Annotated in this window: 20 protein-coding genes and 1 tRNA gene; 13 read left to right on the forward strand and 8 right to left on the reverse strand. The window is 55.7% G+C overall.

What is annotated here, in order from left to right; translation table 11 throughout:
- Positions 1–52 precede the first annotated feature (52 nt).
- Positions 53–538, forward strand: coding sequence for a GatB/YqeY domain-containing protein (locus RUE5091_RS05730; protein ID WP_058280930.1), 486 nt, complete (start codon positions 53–55; stop codon positions 536–538).
- 25 nt (positions 539–563) lie between these two features.
- On the opposite strand, the gene RUE5091_RS05735 is transcribed toward RUE5091_RS05730, so the two are convergent.
- The 4 genes from RUE5091_RS05735 to ctaD form a co-directional block, all read right to left on the reverse strand.
- Entirely contained in the window at positions 564–1,055 is a 492-nt protein-coding gene (locus RUE5091_RS05735) for a DUF2244 domain-containing protein (RefSeq protein WP_058280931.1), read from the reverse strand.
- A 44-nt stretch (positions 1,056–1,099) separates the two neighbouring features.
- A complete protein-coding gene (locus RUE5091_RS05740; protein ID WP_058280932.1) occupies positions 1,100–1,699 on the reverse strand; it encodes a 2-hydroxychromene-2-carboxylate isomerase in 600 nt (199 codons plus the stop codon).
- 105 nt (positions 1,700–1,804) lie between these two features.
- Entirely contained in the window at positions 1,805–2,833 is a 1,029-nt protein-coding gene (locus RUE5091_RS05745; protein ID WP_058280933.1) for a bestrophin family protein, read from the reverse strand.
- A 157-nt stretch (positions 2,834–2,990) separates the two neighbouring features.
- A complete protein-coding gene (ctaD, locus tag RUE5091_RS05750) occupies positions 2,991–4,649 on the reverse strand; it encodes a cytochrome c oxidase subunit I (protein WP_058280934.1) in 1,659 nt (552 codons plus the stop codon).
- Between the two features lie 304 nt (positions 4,650–4,953).
- Between ctaD and RUE5091_RS05755 the strand changes: the two genes are divergently transcribed.
- Positions 4,954–5,373: an HIT family protein gene (locus tag RUE5091_RS05755; RefSeq protein ID WP_058280935.1), complete on the forward strand. Its 420-nt coding sequence runs from the start codon at positions 4,954–4,956 to the stop codon at positions 5,371–5,373.
- A 518-nt stretch (positions 5,374–5,891) separates the two neighbouring features.
- Here the strand turns inward: RUE5091_RS05755 and lipB are convergent.
- Positions 5,892–6,554 carry a lipoyl(octanoyl) transferase LipB gene (gene lipB, locus RUE5091_RS05760; RefSeq protein ID WP_058280936.1) on the reverse strand — a complete coding sequence of 221 codons (663 nt, stop codon included), beginning with the start codon at positions 6,552–6,554 and terminating at the stop codon, positions 5,892–5,894.
- Positions 6,555–6,593: 39 nt separating this feature from the next.
- The gene (locus tag RUE5091_RS05765; protein WP_058280937.1) at positions 6,594–7,253 is read right to left on the reverse strand and encodes a DsbA family oxidoreductase; all 660 of its coding nucleotides are present in this window, start codon (positions 7,251–7,253) and stop codon (positions 6,594–6,596) included.
- A 141-nt stretch (positions 7,254–7,394) separates the two neighbouring features.
- On the opposite strand from RUE5091_RS05765, the gene RUE5091_RS05770 reads away from it, so the two are divergent.
- The 6 genes from RUE5091_RS05770 (at position 7,395) to RUE5091_RS05795 (ending at position 13,666) form a co-directional block, all read left to right on the forward strand.
- Positions 7,395–7,481, forward strand: a tRNA-Leu gene (locus tag RUE5091_RS05770).
- A 146-nt stretch (positions 7,482–7,627) separates the two neighbouring features.
- Complete coding sequence (locus RUE5091_RS05775; protein WP_058281110.1) at positions 7,628–8,611, forward strand: glycosyltransferase family 2 protein; 984 nt, start codon at positions 7,628–7,630, stop codon at positions 8,609–8,611.
- 5 nt (positions 8,612–8,616) lie between these two features.
- Positions 8,617–9,558, forward strand: a complete 942-nt coding sequence (locus RUE5091_RS05780) for a hypothetical protein (RefSeq protein ID WP_058280938.1) — start codon at positions 8,617–8,619, stop codon at positions 9,556–9,558.
- Positions 9,555–11,552, forward strand: coding sequence for a hypothetical protein (locus tag RUE5091_RS05785; protein WP_058280939.1), 1,998 nt, complete (start codon positions 9,555–9,557; stop codon positions 11,550–11,552). The genes RUE5091_RS05780 and RUE5091_RS05785 overlap by 4 nt, the downstream gene beginning before the upstream one ends.
- A 139-nt stretch (positions 11,553–11,691) precedes the next feature.
- Positions 11,692–12,651 carry a glycosyltransferase family 2 protein gene (locus tag RUE5091_RS05790; protein WP_243470719.1) on the forward strand — a complete coding sequence of 320 codons (960 nt, stop codon included), beginning with the start codon at positions 11,692–11,694 and terminating at the stop codon, positions 12,649–12,651.
- Between the two features lie 31 nt (positions 12,652–12,682).
- The gene (locus tag RUE5091_RS05795) at positions 12,683–13,666 is read left to right on the forward strand and encodes a hypothetical protein (RefSeq protein ID WP_058280941.1); all 984 of its coding nucleotides are present in this window, start codon (positions 12,683–12,685) and stop codon (positions 13,664–13,666) included.
- Between the two features lie 3 nt (positions 13,667–13,669).
- Here the strand turns inward: RUE5091_RS05795 and RUE5091_RS05800 are convergent, their stop codons facing one another.
- A complete protein-coding gene (locus RUE5091_RS05800; RefSeq protein ID WP_058280942.1) occupies positions 13,670–13,975 on the reverse strand; it encodes a DUF6476 family protein in 306 nt (101 codons plus the stop codon).
- On the opposite strand from RUE5091_RS05800, the gene RUE5091_RS05805 reads away from it, so the two are divergent.
- The 5 genes from RUE5091_RS05805 to RUE5091_RS05830 all read left to right on the forward strand — a co-directional run bounded on the left by RUE5091_RS05805 (position 13,974) and on the right by RUE5091_RS05830 (position 18,817).
- Complete coding sequence (locus RUE5091_RS05805) at positions 13,974–15,008, forward strand: RluA family pseudouridine synthase (RefSeq protein ID WP_058280943.1); 1,035 nt, start codon at positions 13,974–13,976, stop codon at positions 15,006–15,008. The genes RUE5091_RS05800 and RUE5091_RS05805 overlap by 2 nt on opposite strands.
- A gap of 145 nt (positions 15,009–15,153) precedes the next feature.
- Positions 15,154–16,050, forward strand: a complete 897-nt coding sequence (gene rpoH / locus RUE5091_RS05810) for an RNA polymerase sigma factor RpoH (protein WP_058280944.1) — start codon at positions 15,154–15,156, stop codon at positions 16,048–16,050.
- Positions 16,051–16,625: 575 nt separating this feature from the next.
- Entirely contained in the window at positions 16,626–17,600 is a 975-nt protein-coding gene (locus RUE5091_RS05820) for a Gfo/Idh/MocA family protein (RefSeq protein ID WP_058280946.1), read from the forward strand.
- 57 nt (positions 17,601–17,657) lie between these two features.
- Entirely contained in the window at positions 17,658–17,927 is a 270-nt protein-coding gene (locus RUE5091_RS05825) for a DksA/TraR family C4-type zinc finger protein (RefSeq protein ID WP_058281111.1), read from the forward strand.
- A gap of 14 nt (positions 17,928–17,941) precedes the next feature.
- Entirely contained in the window at positions 17,942–18,817 is an 876-nt protein-coding gene (locus RUE5091_RS05830) for a DMT family transporter (RefSeq protein ID WP_058280947.1), read from the forward strand.
- Here the strand turns inward: RUE5091_RS05830 and RUE5091_RS05835 are convergent, their stop codons facing one another.
- Entirely contained in the window at positions 18,818–20,638 is a 1,821-nt protein-coding gene (locus tag RUE5091_RS05835; RefSeq protein ID WP_058280948.1) for a M3 family oligoendopeptidase, read from the reverse strand. It lies immediately after the preceding gene.
- Positions 20,639–20,665 lie beyond the last annotated feature (27 nt).

Genomic DNA, 20,665 nt, shown 5'->3' on the forward strand with positions numbered 1-20,665 from the left:
TTTTTGTTTCGATATGGTCGGGGTTCCTTTTCCATGGGGATGGACAGAACATATGGATATGCGATCACGGGTGAACTCAGCCCTGAAGCAAGCAATGAAAGACAAAGACGCCGAGCGTCTGTCGACACTGCGGTTAATCAATGCCGCAATCAAGGACCGTGATATTGCTTCGCGGGCGTCTGACAACGAAGAGGTCAAGGGCTGCGGCGACGCCGAGGTGCTTGAGATTCTTGGCAAAATGACCAAACAGCGCAAGGAAAGCGCGCGCGCCTATGAAGAGGGTGGGCGGCTGGACTTGGCCGAGCGCGAGCTGCGCGAGGTCGAAGTAATCGAGGAATTCCTGCCCAAACAATTGGACGATGACGAAGTTTCCAAGGCCATCCAAACGGCAATCACCTCGACAGGTGCGGGGTCGATCCGCGACATGGGCAAGGTGATGGGGGAACTCAAGACACGGTACACTGGCCAGATGGATTTTGGGAAAGTCGGCCCGATGGTCAAGGATCAGCTTTGCGCGTCGACAGGCGGCGGTTGCTGATACCTCTTACTTTCTGAAACAGCATCTACTGCGCGACCGGTTCGCGCAGTTTTTGTATCAGGTCATCATACAGCGCTATGCGCTCGTCCTCGGACAGAAATGCGCCAATTTCTACTTCGCGCCCGTCACCCGTCAGTGTCACGTAATTGGGGACAGGCCCACCGCGTTTGTGCATCTCGGGGCGGGCCCAATAGCGGTTGCAGGTCCATTCCTGCTGGCCATTGCGCGGGTCATGGTGGACCAGATGCGCCCGAGTGCCGGTCAGAGTCAGAATCTCGAACACGCTGCGCGCGCGATAATTGGTCTGGATCGCCAGCCACAGGCCCAGAACGGTCAGCAGCAAGAAAGGCAATAGCCCCCAGAGGATGACCGAGCCAAGAACCGCCAACAGTGGGATCAGTCCAAACAGGAACACGGACAGGATCATGATCATCGCGCCACGTGGCGGCAATGAATTATGCGGCCAAAGGCGCAATTCCTGCTCGGTTTCAGATGTCTTTTTCCATCGGTAGGGCATGGCTTAAATTTAGCGCAATGCAGGGGTGAGTCGAAGGGAAATGATCACGCCACGTGGCCGACGCGCACCCAGGACAGTGCATCGTCCAACCGATCATCTCCCCAGAATACCTCGCCACGGACGACCAGGCTGGGGGCACCGAAAACACCTAGTTTCGCGGCCTGTTCGGTTTCCGCCTCAAGCGCGGCGACGGTATCGGGGCTACGGGCACGGGCCAACACCATACGTGGATCCTGCTGGCATCTGTGCAATGCTTCTGAGATCGCGGTTTCGCTGCCGGCTTCGATATTGTCTTCGAACCAGATGCGATACAGAGCCAGGGTGAAATTCTTGCCCCAACCGTCGCCCATGCCCAGCAAGGCAACCTGATTGGCAAGTGCCAAGTCCGTGATCGGGTAGGGCGCGGGCAGCTTGGCATGGATGTGATACTTAGCGGCCCGACGTTCGATATCGCGCCACATATAGGCAGACTTCACCGGTTTGCCGGCAAATGGAATATTCTTCTGATTTGCCATGACCGTGCGCACGTTGAATGGCCGCCAAGTTACAGCCACATCATGTTCGTCACACCAATCATCCAGCCGCATAATCGTCAGGAAGCTGTAGGTGCTGCCAATGGAATACCAAAAATCAATTTCGGGCATGTAATCACTCCGATCTCAGAGTTTCTTCGCCTATCATACCCTAAAATGGTCGGATTTTCGAATTTTGCCTGAAACGCCCGGTTCGCCAGCGTAACTGCATGCAGTTCAAAACAGAGCTTTTTCGACCGGTTGCGCAGGCTGGGGCGCGACACCGCAGCCCGTCATTTGACGTATATCTATCTCAATTGTTCGACACAGCGCGGAAATTGGCACGTCGGTGACATCCCCTTCGAAGGGATCTTCCATCGAGGCGCTGACGCGCTCGGTCACAAAGAAGATCCAGCAGACTAATGCGCCGACAGGAGCAAAGGTCATCCAGCCGAACAGGACCGTTCTCATCATCGACGCATCGGTGCCGACCATGATGGAACGTTCGTCGTTGAAGGCCAGAGGCAACAGGAAAATGAATATCCAACTGAATAGGCGGCCCACTTCGGCGACCTGACGCGGGAACGGAGTGTTCTTGATCCGCTCACACTGGCCCTGCGCCGTCGTAAACCGGGATAGGCGATCCATCAGCGCCACGTGCCAGAAGGGGTCAATTTTTCCCTGTTGCGCCATGTCGGACAGCCGCCGTGCCTGCAGGTTGAGAAGACAGGCTGCTCGATTGGCCTTACCGTCCAGCAGCGGTAAATCCGTCTTCAATTGGCTATTCTGCCAGCTTTCGGGTTTTTGGTGCAGGTCTTCACGGCCAGATATGGGCTTGTGACTAAACATCCAGGGCCTGCGCTTGCGGCCGGTAGTGGCGGGCTGACGCAGCTGAAACGCGAGCGTATTCAGCCAGGCGACGTGCCGATCGATCAATTCATCGCGCAGGTCTGCATCTATAACAGAGCCATTTGGCTGAACGAGGGTGCTGATTGTATTGCCCCAGTCCCGGCTAGTATTGGCGATATCACCCCAAACCATACGCGCTTCGGTCCAGCGACCATAGGTCGAGGTGTTCTTGAACCCCAGGAAAAACGCCACGGCCAAACCCAGCATCGCCACCGGTGGGCTGGGGTTTGAGATCAGATCAATCGGCGTCAGTTCATCCACGACCTGAACAAGAAAAATCCAAGCCAGAACTATACCGATAAAGCCGACCGATCCCTTAAGCAATTTTCTGATCGAAATGCCGTCGTGAAGTATCATGGTTCGCGTGTCTTCCGTCGGGGTGCCCTGAATTCCTGTTTTTGAATACTATTCGCATGATACAGGACGTGTCTACGCATGCGCGGGCGGGGCAGTGCCTTGGAATAAAAAAGCCCCGCACTAGGCGGGGCTTTCCTGGATTAATCCGGAGACGGGATCAGTGCGCGTGGCCTTTGTCCCAATCTTCCTGCTTCGGCAGCTGCTCGAACGTGTGCTCAGGCGGCGGAGTGGGCAGGGTCCATTCCAGCGTATCCGCGTATTCGTTCCACGGGTTCGGACGCGTCTCTTTCGCACCACGCAGCAGAGCGTAGATCACGATGCCAAAGAACAGCAGGAACGAGGCGAACGAGACGAACGCACCAATCGACGACACGAGGTTCCATTGGGCGAATGCCTCTGGATAGTCGATATAGCGGCGCGGCATGCCCTGACGGCCCAGGAAGTGCTGCGGGAAGAAGGTCAGGTTGGCGCCAATGAAGAACAGCCAGAAGTGAACCTTGCCCCAGAACTCTGAATACTGACGGCCAGTCATCTTGGAGAAGTAGAAGTAGATACCGGCAAAGATCGCAAAGACTGCACCCAGCGACATCACGTAGTGGAAGTGCGCAACCACATAGTAAGTGTCGTGATAAGCGCGGTCGATACCAGCCTGCGACAGCACAACGCCGGTCACACCACCAACGGTGAACAGGAACAGGAAGCCGAAGGCAAACAGCATCGGTGTCTTGAACTCGATCGAACCGCCCCACATGGTCGCGATCCACGAGAAGACTTTAACGCCCGTCGGAACCGCGATGACCATCGTGGCCAGCATGAAGTAGGCCTGCTGACGCAGCGACATGCCAACGGTGTACATGTGGTGGGCCCAGACGACAAAGCCAAGAACACCAATCGCAATGATCGCCCAGACCATTGGCAGGTAACCGAAGATCGGCTTGCGCGAGAAGGTCGCGATCACGTGACTGATGATGCCGAAACCAGGCAGGATCACGATGTACACTTCGGGGTGGCCGAAGAACCACAAGATGTGCTGATACAGGATCGGATCGCCGCCACCGGCCGGATCAAAGAAGGTGAAGCCAAAGTTGCGATCCATCAGCAGCATGGTGATTGCACCCGCCAGAACCGGCAGCGCCAGAAGAATCAGCCATGCAGTGACAAAGATCGACCAGCTGAACAGCGGTACCTTGAACAGGGTCATGCCTGGGGCACGCATGTTCAGGAAGGTGGTAATCATGTTGATCGCACCGAGGATCGAGGAGGCGCCCGATACATGCACGGCGAAGATCGCAAGGTCCATGGACATGCCGCCCTCGGTCGTCGATAGCGGCGGATACAGAACCCAACCAACGCCCGAGCCAAGCTGATCGTTACCACCCGGGGACAGCAGCGACGCCACACCCAGCGCGGTACCAGCAACGTAGAGCCAGAACGACAGGTTGTTCATCCGCGGGAACGCCATATCCGGTGCGCCGATCTGCAACGGCATGAAATAGTTGCCAAATCCGCCGAAAAGGGCCGGGATGACAACGAAGAACATCATCAGAACACCGTGATAGGTGATCATCACGTTCCACAGGTGTCCGTTCGGGGTGCACGGGTCGGCCATGAAGCCTTCCAGGCACATGAACTGAACACCGGGGTGCATCAGCTCGAGCCGCATGTAGACGGTCATCAGAACCGAGATCAGACCGGCAAGTGCCGAGACGATCAGGTAAAGAATCCCGATGTCCTTGTGGTTGGTCGACATGAACCAGCGGGTAAAGAAGCCGCGATTGTCTTCATGCTCGTGACCATGAATGGCTGCGTCTGCCATTTAGGTGCCTCCTGTTGCAACTGCACCGCGCAGCCAGACCTCTCCGGCGCACGGGATTCCCGCTGGTTTTAGAGGGCGAAGGGGGCACCTTCAATGGCCGAGTTTGATCTGGATCAAGAATAATTGTCGCGGGCAGGAGGGAAACCCGCGAATTCCCGGTCTCGGACGGCCACTATCTGGGGATCGCTTTCAGGATTTCAAGGTGCCATCCTGGCCCATCCGCGCAGAATGGCAGAGTTCCGCCTTGACCCCAGGTTTTGAGGGCCGCAGAACTACGATCATCACCCGAAACCGGAGACATGATATGGCCGCCTACGATCCCGACAACATCTTTGCCAAGATCCTGCGCGGAGAAATTCCCGCGACCCGCGTGTACGAGGACGATGAAACGCTGGCCTTCATGGATATTATGCCGCGATCGGACGGGCATTTGTTGGTGATCCCCAAAACGCCATGCCGAAACCTGCTGGACGCATCACCTGCGCAATTGGCCGCCGTGACCGCAACCGTGCAGAAGTTGGCGATCGCTGTGGCCAAGGCGTTTGACGCGGACGGAGTTACCGTTCAGCAATTCAACGAGGCTGCGGGCGGGCAAGAGGTGTTCCACCTGCATTTCCATATCCTGCCGCGGCAGGAAGATGTTGCCATGCGACCACCGGGCAAGATGGGTGACTTTGATCTGATCGCTCAGCACGCGGAAAAGATCAAAGCTGCGCTGGCCTGATCTGACGTTACCACCATTCGGCCACAGACATGCGCCGTGGTCGCCAAACGCGTAGAGCACAGCGCTTCATGAAATTGACGCTATGTATTGGACGTGTGGGGGAACCAGAAAACTGGCCGTGAAAAACACACCGCGACGCGGTTCGGAATTGGGCATGTCACGTTGGAACCGAAATCTGCAGGAACAGCACGTACAGCTTTGCACCATGTGGGGTAAGACAGTTTACTGAAGACCTGAAAACGAATTGCCGTTCCGATTTGGGGTCGGAACGGCAGACTCGTAACCAAACACTTTTCCGACACCCGGGGTTTCCGGGATTACCGGTTTAACACACCACTCACTCTAGAACGGTAAAGATAGATTACCCGTTAACGGGCATTTTGTATCGACCTGACCTTAGTTTTCGCCAATTTAACCCAAAATTAACGGGCTACATGGTGGATTGCATCCGGCTTCGGAAACAAAGTGATTTTCAGGCGGGAATTGTTAATCAATTTTCCCGTGTATGGCGATTCGATTCAGGTCTGTGCGTCGGTCATCCGGAAACAACCGGCGAAGGTTTTTTGCAAGGCGGCGTCCACATCTGCCATTGTCACAGGCAAACCAAGATCAACCAGAGACGTCACGCCATAGTCACTGATCCCGCAGGGAACAATGCCGGAAAAATGCTCAAGATCAGGTTCTACATTGATTGAGATGCCGTGAAAGCTGATCCATTTGCGCAGGCGTAGTCCGATGGCCGCGATTTTGTCTTCGGTGGGCTGACCGGTCACCGTTAGTGGTTTGTCATCCCGTTGTACCCAAACGCCGACACGGCCCTGACGGATTTCGCCCTTTACGTTGAACTCGGCCAGAGCGGCGATCACCCAGTTCTCGAGCTTCTTGACAAATTCCCGCACATCCTTGCCGCGTTTGTTCAAGTCAAGCATGACATAGGCCACACGCTGGCCGGGCCCGTGATAGGTGTACTCGCCGCCACGTTTGGCCTCGTATACAGGGAACCTGTCAGGATCTGTCAGATCCTCGGACCGGGCCGAGGTTCCGGCCGTATAAAGCGGCGGGTGTTCCAAAAGCCAGACGCATTCGTCCGCTTCGCCTGCGGCAATTGCTGCGACGCGCGCCTCCATAAAGGCGACGGCTTCGGTGTAATCGGTCAACCCGTCGGTGATCTTCCATTCCATGGGGGTTCCATATCGCGCAGGCGTGGCAAGGGGAAGGGGTCAGGCGGCCTCGGCTAGGCACCGTTGCAGAATTTGGGCGTAGGTAACTGTGCCTTGCGCCCCGGTCACCAGGTATTTGCCGCTGAACACCATCGAGGGAACGCCGGAAATGCCCCGGCTTGTCCAGAATTTCTGTTTCTTGCGCACTGCCGCAACGTGTTCGCTGGATTCGAGTGCAGACTGTGCGGCATCTACAGGCAGACTAGCCTCAGCAACAGCTTCAAGAAGGACATCAGCCTGTGATACGTCCTTTTGATCGGTAAAATACGCCTTGAACAACGCCAGTTTCAACGGATGCTGACGGCCCTGCGTTTCCGCCCAATCCAGTAATTGGTGTGCCGCAAAAGTGTTAACCATTCTACTGTCATCGTCGAAGTTGAACGTGAAGCCCAGTTCAGCCCCCAATTTCGTCAGACGATCTCGTGATTGCTGATTTTGTTCAAGGGTCGAGCCATATTTCTCGATGATATGCTCGCGCAGGTTCTGACCTTCGGGCGGCATGGTGGGGTTCAGTTCAAATGGATGCCATCTGAGACGCGCCAGAACGTTTTCCTGTTTCAAAGCCTGATCAAGCTGCTGAAATCCAACAATGCACCAGGGGCAGACGATGTCAGAAACAATGTCTATTTGAAGGGTGGGGCCGGAATCCGTGGGCGTCATGTTCAGGCTCCTGAACGGGGATGAGGGATACTGGGACGATATAGATATGGATGCAGCCGGGGAAATCAAACCAGCGTGTTTTTGCCTCTTCACATCTCGATCATCTGGGTCTATACGCCGCTCTACCAAGTCACAAACAGTGCGGTCGTGGCGGAATTGGTAGACGCGCAGCGTTGAGGTCGCTGTGGGGTAACTCCCGTGGAAGTTCGAGTCTTCTCGACCGCACCATTCTAATCTAAGCATTCGTGTTTCGGCCTGATCAGCGGGGTGGGGCTGCACCAGTTTGTGTCGGATTGGGAATATCTCCGATTCCTGTCTCGCCCACGCCCGCTGGGTTGTGTATGACGAAGGTCAACGCAAGTCGGGAAGTGTTTATGTCTCAGGCCATTACCGTATTCACCACGATGAAGAACGAAGGCCCCTATATGCTGGAATGGGTCGCGTTCCACAAAACGCTGGGGGTCGATCACTTTGTGATCTTTACCAACGATTGCGACGATGGCACCGATGATATCGCCCGCAGACTGCAGGAAATGGGATTGGCCACCCATGCCCCGAACGAGGTGAAAGAGGGCGGCAACCCCCAGCACCAGATGCTGCGTCGGGCGCGGCGTCAGCCCAAGGTCAAGGAAGCGGACTGGCTGTTATGTCTGGATGTCGATGAGTTCTGGAATATTCGCCATGGCGACAACAGTTTTGACGCTTTGATCGCTGAGGTTGAAGGCCGGGCAGGGCAGCCGGTGGACGCGATCTCATTCGCGTGGAAGCTGTTTGGAAGTTCGGGAAATGTCAGCTTTGAAGACAGACCGGTTACAGAAGTTTTTGCCATGGGGGATCAGGAGTTTCCTTATCATTCGGGCCGCGCTTATGGCCTTAAGACATTGTTTCGCAATAACGGGAAATTCACCCGGTTCGGCCCGCATCGTCCCAAGGGGATCGAAGAAGGCAAAGAGAGCGAGATCGCCTGGTCCGATGCGGGGGGCAAGTTGTTTCCGGCCGAAAAGGTGGGATGGCGGGCCTGGCGCGGGTTCGATCATTCGCTTGGACGGCTGCATCATTACTCGGTTCGATCGCTGGACGGTTTTCTGATTAAACGCGACCGGGGACGGACCAACCATATCAAAGTGGATCAGGGGCAATCCTACTGGCAGGACATGAACGCCAATAAAGAGGCCGATCAATCCATTCAGCCCATTGCCCGGCGCGCGGCGCCGTTGTTGGCGGAACTCAAGGCGGACGAAACGTTGGGTGCGTTACACGCGCAGGCCTGTGATTGGCACAAAGCCAAGATTGCCGAGATAAAAATGCGGCCTGACTGGGTGGATTTTCGGGTTTGGCTGACAGATAATCTTATCTGAAGATCATGGCAGACGACCTTTCAAAAGAGCAGTTGAAACCCGATCACCCCGACCGCAAGACGGGGTATGAACGTATTCTGACCGATCCGGCACCGCCGTGGTTCGTTGAACTTTATCCGGGCGGTGACGGGACCGGGTATTTGCAAAAGCTGGAACGCCATTCGGTTCTGTTTCATCAGCGCTCCGCCTCACAACTCGTTGTCAGCTTTGACAATATCGCCAACGCGAATGACCTGTCATTTGCGCGCGAGCCCTGGGGATGGAAATTTTTCCGGGATGAGGGCTTGTCGCATATGGGGATATTCGCGCGCACCAAGGCCTGGTATCGCGATCCAGAGATCATCACGTATTTCCAGAACCGTGCGGCCGAAGGGTTTTTCGCCCAATTCGATCAGGTCGTCTTTGCCGGGGCCTCGATGGGTGGCTTCGGGGCGCTGACATTTTCCGAGCTGGTCCCCGGTGCCAATGTGATTGCGTTCAATCCGCAAACCACACTGGATGAACGTCTGGTGCCCTGGGAAACGCGATATCGGTTCGGACGGGTGCAGGATTGGGACCTGCCATTGGGCGACGCCGCGCAAACAGTTAAGAAGGCAGGCAGGGCTTATGTCTTCTATGATCCCTTCTTCGACCTTGACCGGCAGCAGGTTTCGCGGTTGCAGGGTGAAAACGTTGTGTTGCTCAAAACATGGTTTTCAAATCACTTCGCAGCCCCAATGCTACGCAAACTGAATATCCTTAAGCCAGTCATGCAAGGCGCGATGAATGGATCGCTTGAACCGGTCGATTTCTATCAGATGATGCGTGAACGTCGGCGCTTGCCTATGGTCATGCGCGCAATTGAAGCTCAGGCAGGCGAGCGTCACCCTGAACTGGTGCGTCAGGCGCGCCAAAAGTTCCGCAAATTGCGCCGGGCTGCGTTGACCGAAGCTGAGAAGCCCCAATGACATCCGCGAAAGGAGTGTTCATCGGGCAACGCAAGGACCGTATGGGTGCGCGCCTGTTGATGATGCTGACCTGCATTCGACTGGCCGAGGATTTTGACACGACCTTTAAGGTCAACTGGTTTCCGCAAGGGGCAGATGCGCCGGAACTGGATCAGCCGGGGGAATTGTTCACTCGGGACTGGATGGATGCACATTTCCTCAGGGCCAAGGCGTTTGAAAAACTGACCGAAAAGGCCCTGCCGATCTGGACCTTTCAAGGAGACAAATCACCGGACCGACTGATTGCACATCTTGATTCCGGCAAGTCCATACTGGTTGAGGAAGGTTTCGAGGTGCTGGCCTTTCCCTGGGAAGATATTGAAACCATCAGCCCGCGGTATCGGGATTTCATCCATAGGATAGGATTTACGGACGAAATCCGCGCCATCATGGACCGGGCGGATGAAAAGCTGTCGGGGCAGGGCGTATCGGCCTATCACATCCGGCGGGGCGATATTTTGAACGGGTTACCATGGAAACACACGACCTGGCCCGCCAAGATCGAACCCGAAGAGCTGTATGAGGCCCATCTTGAGAAAACCGCCGGTCAAACGGCTATCATGTTTTCCGATCAGCCCGAACTGATCACCCGGTTTCAAAAACGGTTTCCAAAATTGCTTCAGATGTCTGACATCGCGGATGTGTCGGGCATGACCCGCGCGCAGCGTGATTTTTTGGAGCTATACACGATGTCGCGCGCTGAACAGGTGATTGCGCCTGTAATCTCGGCCTTTTCGATGGCGGCCGCCCGGGTTTCCGGTCAAGAGCGATTGCTTTTTCGCCACATGCTGGACGATGAAGAGCGCGCACGCGCGAATGAGCTGACGATCAGCAGGTTGCGAAACGGTTCAGCCGAGTTCCTGAGTGTTTCTGAGGCTGCACATATTTACTCCAAAGTGTTGTTTCACCTTTACGCTTTGAACTCGGGAGATCGCGCACAAGAGGCCTTTGAGCTGGGCGCGGGCCTGTTGGACGCCGGGGCTGACAACGCGTTTATGCCGCGCCTACAAGCACTGAATCTGCTCTATCTCGGCCGTTGGGCCGAAGCTTTGGAATTGGTCGAATTGGCTTTGGAAGATCCCAATGTGTGGCCTGAGGATTATGCGGCACTGTGTGCATTACGCTGCGCGTTGCTAGGACAATCCAACAAACGTTGGCGTGCGGCGCAGTCATTTTCTCAAGCAATTTGGGCTAAGCCGCTTCGGCCCGACGTAGTTGTTTTGTGTTCGCGTGCACTGTACCGGGATCAACTGGCCTTGCGTGCTCTGCCCCCTACGGATTGGGCGTTGCAAAAATCCATTCGCCGTCCCTGGTATAGTTTTAATTCCTACATAGCTCAGCGAAGAGTTATCACGCGCATTCCCTGCAACTTTGACATGTTGTTGTTGGACTGGTGGGACCTGGCCCTGGATCAAAAGGCGCGTCGCTTGATCAACAATCCCGCACGTCTGGAAACGCTGATCTGGGGGTTGAACAGACAGACAAATATTGACGAAAACGATCCTAGCGTGGTGGGTTTTTCAGCGTTACTTCAATTGCATATGGGGCAGATACCCCGTTCCAAAGCCATCGAGATAACCCGCACGGTTTCAAGGCAGAGACCGGAAAATCCACTATATCACAAGAGATTAGCTGATCTGTACGAAGCCGAGGGGGATCAGTCGCAGGCACGTCTGACCATGGCCGAGGCGCTGGCTTGTGATCCGGACAATGCGTTTTTGGTGTTCGCGATGGGGCGTTTTCTGGAAAGAATAGGTGCGCAAGAGCAAGGTGAAACTCAAATCCTACGCGCAGCCGACTTGGATAGCACCACCGCTTCCATCCAAGGGATGGCTGGTCAAATTTATCTGCGGCGCGGAGACAAAGGCAAGGCGCGAAATTACCTCCAAAAGGCTCATGAGCTTTATCCGGCGTACAAACGGTTCGGAAACCAATTGAAACGCGCAGGTGGATAAATGACCCGATTTCACTTGGTTACGCGTGTAATAGAACGTAATTTGCAAACACCATCCGCGATAATATCGGGGCAACAATAAACGAATAGGCAGTTTTTTTATGGCGGAACAAGATCCCCAGTTTTTAAGCGTAACCCCCATGAAGAACGAGGGCCCCTTCGTACTGGAATGGGTGGCCCATAATCGGGCAATCGGGATTGACCAGATGGTGGTGATGACCAATGACTGCTCAGATGGCACGGATGAATTGTTAAAGCGGTTGGACGAAAGGGGCATTCTGATCCATGTCAACAACAACTCGCGCCAACAGACCAGCCCGCAAAAACGCGCCTATAAGAAATTCCTGAAGATGGAGGTGGCGCGGCCCCAGGACTGGGTGATCGTGATTGACGCCGATGAACACGTCAACGTCAAAGCCGGGGACAACACGCTGCGCGCGTTAACGGATGCTGTTCCGGACGCCAAGATGATCTCGATGACCTGGAGACTGTTCGGAAATGCAGGTGTCGTCCGATATGAGGATCGTTTCCTCTCGGATCAGTTTCGTCGGGCAGCGCAGAAGCAAAAACATCGCCCGCCGCAGGCCTGGGGGTTCAAGACGATGTTCCAGCGTGGGCTTTGGGACAGGTTGGGCGTACACCGACCGCATCGCCCTACGGTCGAAGCCATGGAAGACTGCCACTGGTATAACGGTTCAGGGCAGTTGATGCCGGAGCGTTACTTTACCGGTAGTTGGCGATCAGCACGGGATTCTGTCGGCTATGATCTGGTGCAGATCAACCATTATGCGCTGAAATCCTGCGAAAGCTATCTGGTCAAAAAAATGCGCGGACGGGCCCACCATTTGGGTGAAAGCCTTGGCATGGACTATTGGAACATGATGAACCAAAACGCCGAGGAAGACGGTTCGATCGACGTCGTTTTAGAACGTAAACGCGAACATTACTACGAGATGCTGTCAGACCCGGAAACAGCGCGGTTGCATCACATGTCCTGTGATCTGCATAGACAGAAGATCTCGGAGCTTCGGGCGGTGCCTGAGATGCAGGACCTTATGCAACAGATGACGGCGGAATTCGCGGCTAGCCACGGGGAATGAGCGGATTTATTTCTGAAACAGGAGGTCTCTGATGCTTTGGCTGCATATGGGTATGCCCAAGACTGGCACGACTGCGTTGCAGGGATATGTGCGTCAGAATAAAGCCCCTTTGGCTGACGCCGGTTTGCATTACATCGAGGCTGGCCGCCGTCGGTTGGAAGGTGGAGGTCGTCCGGCGATCAGCCACAACATCATTGCATTTCATATTAATCAGACAAACAAATCGATGGATCCATTCCGCGCATTGATGGCAGCCGAGTATGACGTGCATAGCGATAAGACCTGTCTGGTATCCTCGGAAATGTTTTATTCCTGCGATTTGGACAGGTTAGCGCAGGTATTTGCGGAAATTCCATCTCGCGCGTTGCGGATTACTTATTATTGCCGCCGGTATTCGGACTTCTTCGAGGCAGATTACAAACAGCGCGCCAAGAATGGGCGCTTGGATGCCAGCGCGTCTGAATATGTCCGGGACCGTCTGGCAAAGATCAAAGCCGACCCCGGAGTTCTTACCTTTTCGGCGAAGCTTGCTCAAATCCGGCAGGCGTTTCCTGGCGTTCTCGTTATGCCGATGTTGTATGACCGCGCGCAGATGGTTCAGGGGCATATCGTAGATGATTTCATGTCGCGTATCGGTTTACCTCTGCCAGAAGTCGAGGCGGGTGACCGACCCTCGAACCAGTCTCAGTCGCGCGCAGCCAGCGAAGCGTTTGGCATCGTGTCCCGGTCCATGGGGCGCAAGGAAAGCCGTCAGCTACGCAGACGGGTGGTCGACGACCCGGTCATGGTTCGGCGATATGACGTGCTGGAACCGGATGAGCGCGCTTGGTTGGATGAATACCTGACAAAGGAAGACATCGCTTTCAAGCAAGAGTTCTTTCCAGACCGACCGAATCTATTCGAACCGGTTGCACTCAGCGAAGAAGACCAGAGATTCCGGCGTGACACACCCAAAGAATACGACGCTCTGCGCCGCGCGTCCGAAATCGTCTTTCGCATGGCGCTAGAGGATTAAGCTTTATGGCTCGACGATGATTTCCTGGCGCTGACGACCTGTTGTCTTGTCAAAGATCAGAATGCGGTTGTCATCAGTCACGACCGCATACCAGTTGCTGCCGATGGTTACGGCTTGCGCTTTTGCACCATCAGGCAGTTGGACCTGATCAGGCAGGGTGGGGGTTCTGTCCGATAGCCGGATGACAATCAGCGCGAATGTCACTAGAACCCCGCCAATCATCACCGCGGTCAGCAGCATGACCATTCTCCGCAGCAGACGAAGCTGTGGCGTTTCCTGCGGTTCTTGGGGTTCGGAAGGGACAGTCATGGGCACCCGCCAGATAGAATTTCAGATCGCGGCCGATCCGCCGCCACGCCTTGATAAGGCGCTTTCGCGGGATGTGCCAGCCGAGGAAAACCTGTCGCGAACGCGGCTGGCCCGGTTGATCGACGCGGGTGCGGTTCTGATCAACGGTTCTGCGGCGCGTGACCCCAAGGCCAAGGTGGCCGAAGGGGCACTGGTGGCCATCACAGTGGCCGAAGCCGAAGACAGCCATATCGGCCCCGAAGATATCCCGTTAGATATTGTCTACGAAGACGCTGACTTGATCGTCATCAATAAACCGGCGGGTATGGTGGTGCACCCAGCGCCGGGGTCTCCGAACGGGACACTGGTTAATGCTCTGCTGCATCATTGCGGCGATGATCTGTCGGGGGTCGGCGGGGTTAAGCGCCCCGGCATCGTGCACCGTATCGACAAGGAAACCAGCGGCCTGCTGGTGGTGGCGAAATCGGATGCAGCGCATCACGGTCTGGCCGCGCAGTTCGAGGCGCACACGGTCGAGCGTTACTACCGTGCGATTTGCTACGGCGTGCCGGATGCGAATGATCCCCGATTGCGCGGCGTAAAAGGTGTGAGTTTTGAGCCTGGAAACATCATGCGCTTGACCACGCAACTGGCGCGGCACAAGACCGACCGGCAAAGGCAGGCGGTGCTGTTTCACGGGGGGCGTCATGCGGTGACACGGGCTCGTTTGGTTGAGGTTTTTGGGTCACCGGCAGGGCTGGCGCTGATCGAATGCTGGCTGGAAACCGGGCGCACGCACCAAATTCGCGTGCATATGGCCCATGCGGGGCACGGATTGGTAGGCGATCCGGTCTATGGCGGCAAGCGTAAACTGGCCGCCAAGGCGTTCAGTACGGCCGCGGCAGAGGCTGTCCATGCCTTTCCGCGGCAGGCGCTTCACGCCGCTGTTTTGGGTTTTGAACACCCCGTAACTGGAGAAAACTTGCGTTTTGAGGCCGAACTGCCGGAAGATATGCACAAACTCATTGATCAGCTGCACGCGCCGTTGTCATAATGCGCAAAGTTACGTGATTAAGACTTTCTTTGGTTTCCTTTATCTATCGTTAATCCCAAACTGTTAACGGTACCTCTTGAACGGATTGGGATGGCCTCCCATATCCATGTTAACGAATTAAACATTTGTCGGAGGGACATGAATCATGGCAAATTACGCAAATCTCCCCGCGCCGACTCCGGAAGGTGGCTTGAACCGCTATATGCAGGAAATTCGCAAGTTTCCGCTGCTGGAACCAGAAGAAGAGTACATGCTGGCCAAGCGCTGGGTCGAAGAGCAAGATACTGAAGCCGCACATAAAATGGTCACATCGCATCTGCGATTGGCGGCCAAGATCGCCATGGGTTATCGCGGCTATGGTTTGCCGCAGGCCGAGGTGATCTCCGAGGCCAATGTCGGGCTGATGCAGGCGGTCAAAAAGTTCGACCCGGAAAAAGGTTTCCGGTTGGCGACCTATGCAATGTGGTGGATCCGTGCGTCGATCCAGGAGTACGTCCTGCGGTCGTGGTCCATGGTCAAATTGGGCACGACGTCAGCGCAGAAAAAGCTGTTTTTCAACCTGCGTAAAGCCAAGGCCCGTATCGGCGCGCTGGAAGAGGGTGACCTGCGCCCGGAAAACGTCAAACAGATTGCCAATGATCTGGGCGTGACCGAAGAGGAAGTCATCAGCATGAACCGCCGTATGTCCGGTGGCGATGCCTCGTTGAACGCGACCGTCGGGTCCGAAGGCGAAGGCACCATGCAGTGGCAGGATTGGCTTGAGGATGAGGATGCCGACCAGGCCGGCGATTACGAAGCCCGCGACGAGCTGGACGCAAGGCGTGAACTTCTGGCGTCTGCTCTGGAAGTCCTGAATGACCGGGAAAAGGACATCCTGACACAACGCCGATTGATGGATCAGCCTGTCACGCTGGAAGAGCTGAGTACGCAGTACAATGTCAGCCGTGAGCGCATTCGCCAGATCGAGGTCCGCGCGTTTGAGAAGCTGCAGAAGAAAATGCGCGAATTGGCACGTGAAAAAGGAATGCTGGGCACCGTCTGAGGTGGATCCAGGTAAACGTAAAAGCCCGTCATTCTTGGCGGGCTTTTTATTTGGGCGACGTCCTGAAAAGGTGTTTCTACAGGTGCGTCCCCCGTGTTCAATATGGGTATCGGACCAGAAAATTGTTGACCCGATGATATGCTAGCAGAAGGGTCGGCTTCAATTTGAATTGCTTCAACGTGTCATTCTTGCGACTGTTGCTGATCACGTTCGGGACAGGCGATGGCAGATCGGTCACGCTTTTCCACTACAGCGACAGGAAGCGTGACTTTAGGAAAGTGGTTGAGCGTATCGCAGCAGCTATTGAGCTTAGTGCGTCGCACGAGTTTCTAGATGACGTTGTCAAAGCCGCGTCGATTTCGTCGATGCGTTCCAAAGTCAACCAATTTGCGCCTTGGCAAATGTGAAGCATTTTATCTCAGTCGAAAATTTCTACGGCCTAGGAGAAGAGCAGGGTCATCGTCAGCTCAGATAAGTGCCTGACTTAATGCCGGAGGGTTGCTAGAAGGTCGGGAAATGGAGGCGTTAGCGGTAACGTTGAGATTCGCCCCTGATCAACTAAGTCGGAGGAAAAGATGCACAAACCAGTTCAATGGGGCGTTCTGGGCGCTGCCAAATTCGCGCGGCATTTCATGGCTCCGGCGATCCATGCCGCAAACGGAGCGCAGCTGGCCGGGTTGGCTACATCAGACACTGCCAAGGCCGACCCGTTCCGGGCCTTTTGCCCCGATCTGACGGTTTACGAAAGCTATGACGCGTTGCTGGCAGACCCTCAGATCGAAGCCGTCTATATCCCGTTGCCCAATCACCTGCACGTGGAATGGAGCCTTAAGGCGATGGATGCGGGCAAGCATGTGCTGTGCGAAAAGCCGATGGCCATGACCGCTGCCGAATTCGACTCTTTGATCCGAAAACGGGATGAGACGGGGTTGCTTGCGGCCGAAGCTTACATGATCGTCCACCATCCGCAGTGGCAATTGGTGCGAAAACTGATTGCCGATGGGGCGATCGGCAAACTGGTGCATGTGACTGGCGCATTCAGTTTCGACAATCGCGCCGATACCGAAAACATCCGCAACCGTGCCGAGACAGGCGGCGGTGGGTTGCGCGACATCGGTGTCTATGTGATCGGCGGCGCACGGTATGCGACGGGACAGGAACCGGTTCGGGTAGAGTCGACCATTAAGTGGCAGGGCGGGATCGACACCTTCACGGAAATTCGCGCGCAATTCCCGGATTTCACCTATTCCAGCTATGTCTCGATCCGCATGCATCCGCATCAAGAGATGGTGTTTCACGGCGAGGGTGGCGTCATCCGTATGACGGCTCCGTTCAATGCACGTGTTTTTGGTGAAGCGCGCGTGGAATTGCATCGTCCAGGGCTTGAAGTTCAGGTCACCCGCTTTCCCGGGGATGACCATTACAAGCTGCAGGTCGAGTCATTCTGCCGATCCGTGCGCGAAGGAGCAGAATATTCATGCCCGCTGGAATTCTCGCGCGGCACGCAGGAGATGATTGACCGCGTGTTGGAGAGGGCAGTTTCCCTCTGACTTGCCATGTCGCGCCCGGCTCGGCTAATCTGGCGTGCACGTGATCAGGAGGACGCCATGGCAGGCGGTTGGGCGCGTGACGGCGCGGTGAGTGAACAAATTGAAGCATCCATTTCGGATGAGCTTGCTCGGATGCAGGCGCAAAAGCAACCGGTGGGCGAAAGCCTGACCCACTGCGCCGAATGTGAGGAGCCGATCCCCGAAAAACGGCGTCTGGCTCGGCCCGGCGTCAAACTCTGTCTTGATTGCCAGCAGGAACGGGATGGAGCCTTTAAGGCGCGTGGGGGGGTTAACCGACGCGGGTCCAAAGACAGTCAGCTGAAATAAGAGGGATCTCAGGGATGCCCGACACCAAGCTATTCCAAAACGGTTTGGTGCTTGGGTTTTTGGCGGCGTTCCTGTGGGGCACACACAGCGTCATCGTCCGTTATCTGACCAGCGATCTAGGTGGGCTGCAGATTGCGGTAACGCGGTTGTTCATCGCCGCATTGGCTATCTATTGCATGCTGCGCGTGATGCGGGTTTCCGTGTCGATCAGGCTGAGCGATTGGAATTTTCGGCTGGCGGTTCTGTCGACAGTCGTCAACTACATCCTGTTCCACATCGGGCTGGAACATACCGGTGCGGCCAATGCGATGGTGCTGGAAAATACAGCGCCGTTCTTTGTTTTGATGTTCTTGTATTTCTTTGCCGACACACCCGTCACACGAACCGACGTTCTTGCCACGGCATTGGCAATTCTGGGCGTTTTCCTAACGGTTTATCAGGATTTCCAAGGCGGAGGAGAGCCCTTGTTCGGTGATCTTCTGGAAATTGGCGCGGGTCTCAGTTGGGCGGTGTTCCTGATCTCAAGTAGCCGTGCGATGCGCAATTCAGAATCGACTGCTGAGCGTCTGAATTTCCTGTTCGGGATATTCATGTGTGCAGGCATCATGTTGTTACCGCTTGCCGCATTTTCGCTGCAGGTGCCAACGGCCAACGACGTGGTCTTTCTGATCCTGCTGGGGGTACTTCCGACTGCACTGGCCTATTACCTGTGGTACGAGGCCGCCGCGCGAGTATCGACGCTGACGGCGACCTTAATGTTCGCCGCCTCGGTCGTGTTCACGTTCATCAACTCGGCCCTGTTTCTGGGGGCCGCAATAACGCCGATTGCAGCCCTTGGCGGTGTGTTGATCGTGGCCGCCGTGTTCCTGACGACCAAAAGCCAGAAGTGATCAGCCTTCCATCGCTTCCAGTTCGTCGATGAAGCCCGAGATCATCGACAGGCCTTTATCCCAGAATTTCGGATCGCTGGCGTCCAGCCCGAACGGGGCCAGCAGTTCCTTGTGGTGTTTGGATCCACCGGCGCGCAGCATTTCGAAATACTTGTCCTCGAACCCTTCCGAGCCGCTTTCGTAAACCGAATAGAGCGCGTTCACCAAACCATCCCCGAACGCATAGGCGTAGACGTAGAAAGGAGAGTGGACGAAGTGCGGGATATAGGCCCAGAAGGTCTCATAGCCCTCCATGAATTCAAATGCGGAGCCAAGACTTTCGGCCTGAACACTCATCCACAGGGCGTTGATGTCATCCGGGGTCAGTTCACCTTCACGCCGCGCCGCGTGCAATTTGCATTCGAAGTCGTAGAACGCGATCTGGCGTACGACCGTGTTGATCATGTCCTCGACTTTGCCGGCCAACAGCACCTTGCGTTGCTCCGGGGTTTCGGCCTGATCTAACATCTTGCGGAAGGTCAGCATCTCGCCGAAAACGCTGGCGGTTTCGGCCAAGGTCAACGGGGTGGATGACAGCATCTCGCCTTGATCGGCGGCCAGAACCTGATGGACGCCGTGGCCCAGTTCATGTGCAAGGGTCATCACGTCGCGCGGTTTGCCCAGATAGTTGAGCATCACGTAGGGGTGCACTTCGGTGACGGTCGGGTGGGCAAACGCACCTGGCGCTTTGCCCGGTTTCACCGCAGCGTCAATCCAGCCTTTCGAAAAGAAGGGCGCGGCGATCTCGCCCATGCGCGGATCAAACGCGTTATAGGCATCCATCACTGTTTTCTCGGCCTCGTCCCAGCCGACGATGCGGGTGTCTTCCATCGGAAGGGGCGCGTTGCGGTCCCAGACCTGCATTACATCCAGACCCAGCCATTTTCGCTTCAGTTCATAGTAACGATGGCTGAGCTTGGGGTAGGCGGCCACGACGGCTTCGCGCAGTGCCTCAACCACTTCGGGTTCCACGTCGTTCGATAGGTGGCGGCCGGTCTGAGCCGTTGGCATATTTCGCCAGCGGTCGACAATTTCTTTTTCTTTGGCCTGCGTGTTGTGCACGCGAGCGAAGGTTTTGACGTTGTCCTGAAACACAGCCGCCAGTTCGCGTGCCGCAGCTTTACGTTTGGTGCGGTCTTGCTCGGTCAGCAGGTTCAGGGTGCCTTCGATGTTCAGTTTTTCGCCATCTACGGTGAAGGTCAGCCCGGCAATGGTTTCGTCGAACAGTCGTTCCCACGCGTCACCGACAACACCCAGATCATGCAGGAATTTTTCTAGTTCATCGGACAGCTGATAGGGCTTCATCGCGCGAATGCGGCGGAATACGGGCTCGTACCGGGCCAGATCGGCATTTGCGTCGAAATGCGCTTTCATTACGTCATCGTCGATGCGGTTGATTTCCAGCGTGAAGAACACCAGCGGAGTGGTGTAGATGGTGATCTTCTCCTGCATATCCGACAGGAATTTGGCGCGCTCGGCATCCGTGGTCAGCTGGTAATAGCGCAGACCGGCAAACGACATGATGCGGCCCGCGATAGAGTTGATCTTTTCATTGCGCTGCACGCAGTTCAGCAGGCTATCGGCATCCAGATCAGCCAGCTTGCCTTCGTAGTCGGCGGCAAAGGCCGCGCATTCGCCCTCAAGCCATTCAAGATCGCGATCCAGTTCCGGCGCTTCTTCCGAACTATACAAGTCGGTCAGATCCCATTCCGGCAGGTTGCCAAGATTGCCGGCACCACCGGCTGCGTTTGCGTCAAGGACGGGAAAGGGAAGGTCGCGCATGGATCACCTCGGAATATCTGCTTTGGC

This window comes from Ruegeria denitrificans (assembly GCF_001458295.1).
GTDB lineage: Bacteria > Pseudomonadota > Alphaproteobacteria > Rhodobacterales > Rhodobacteraceae > Ruegeria > Ruegeria denitrificans.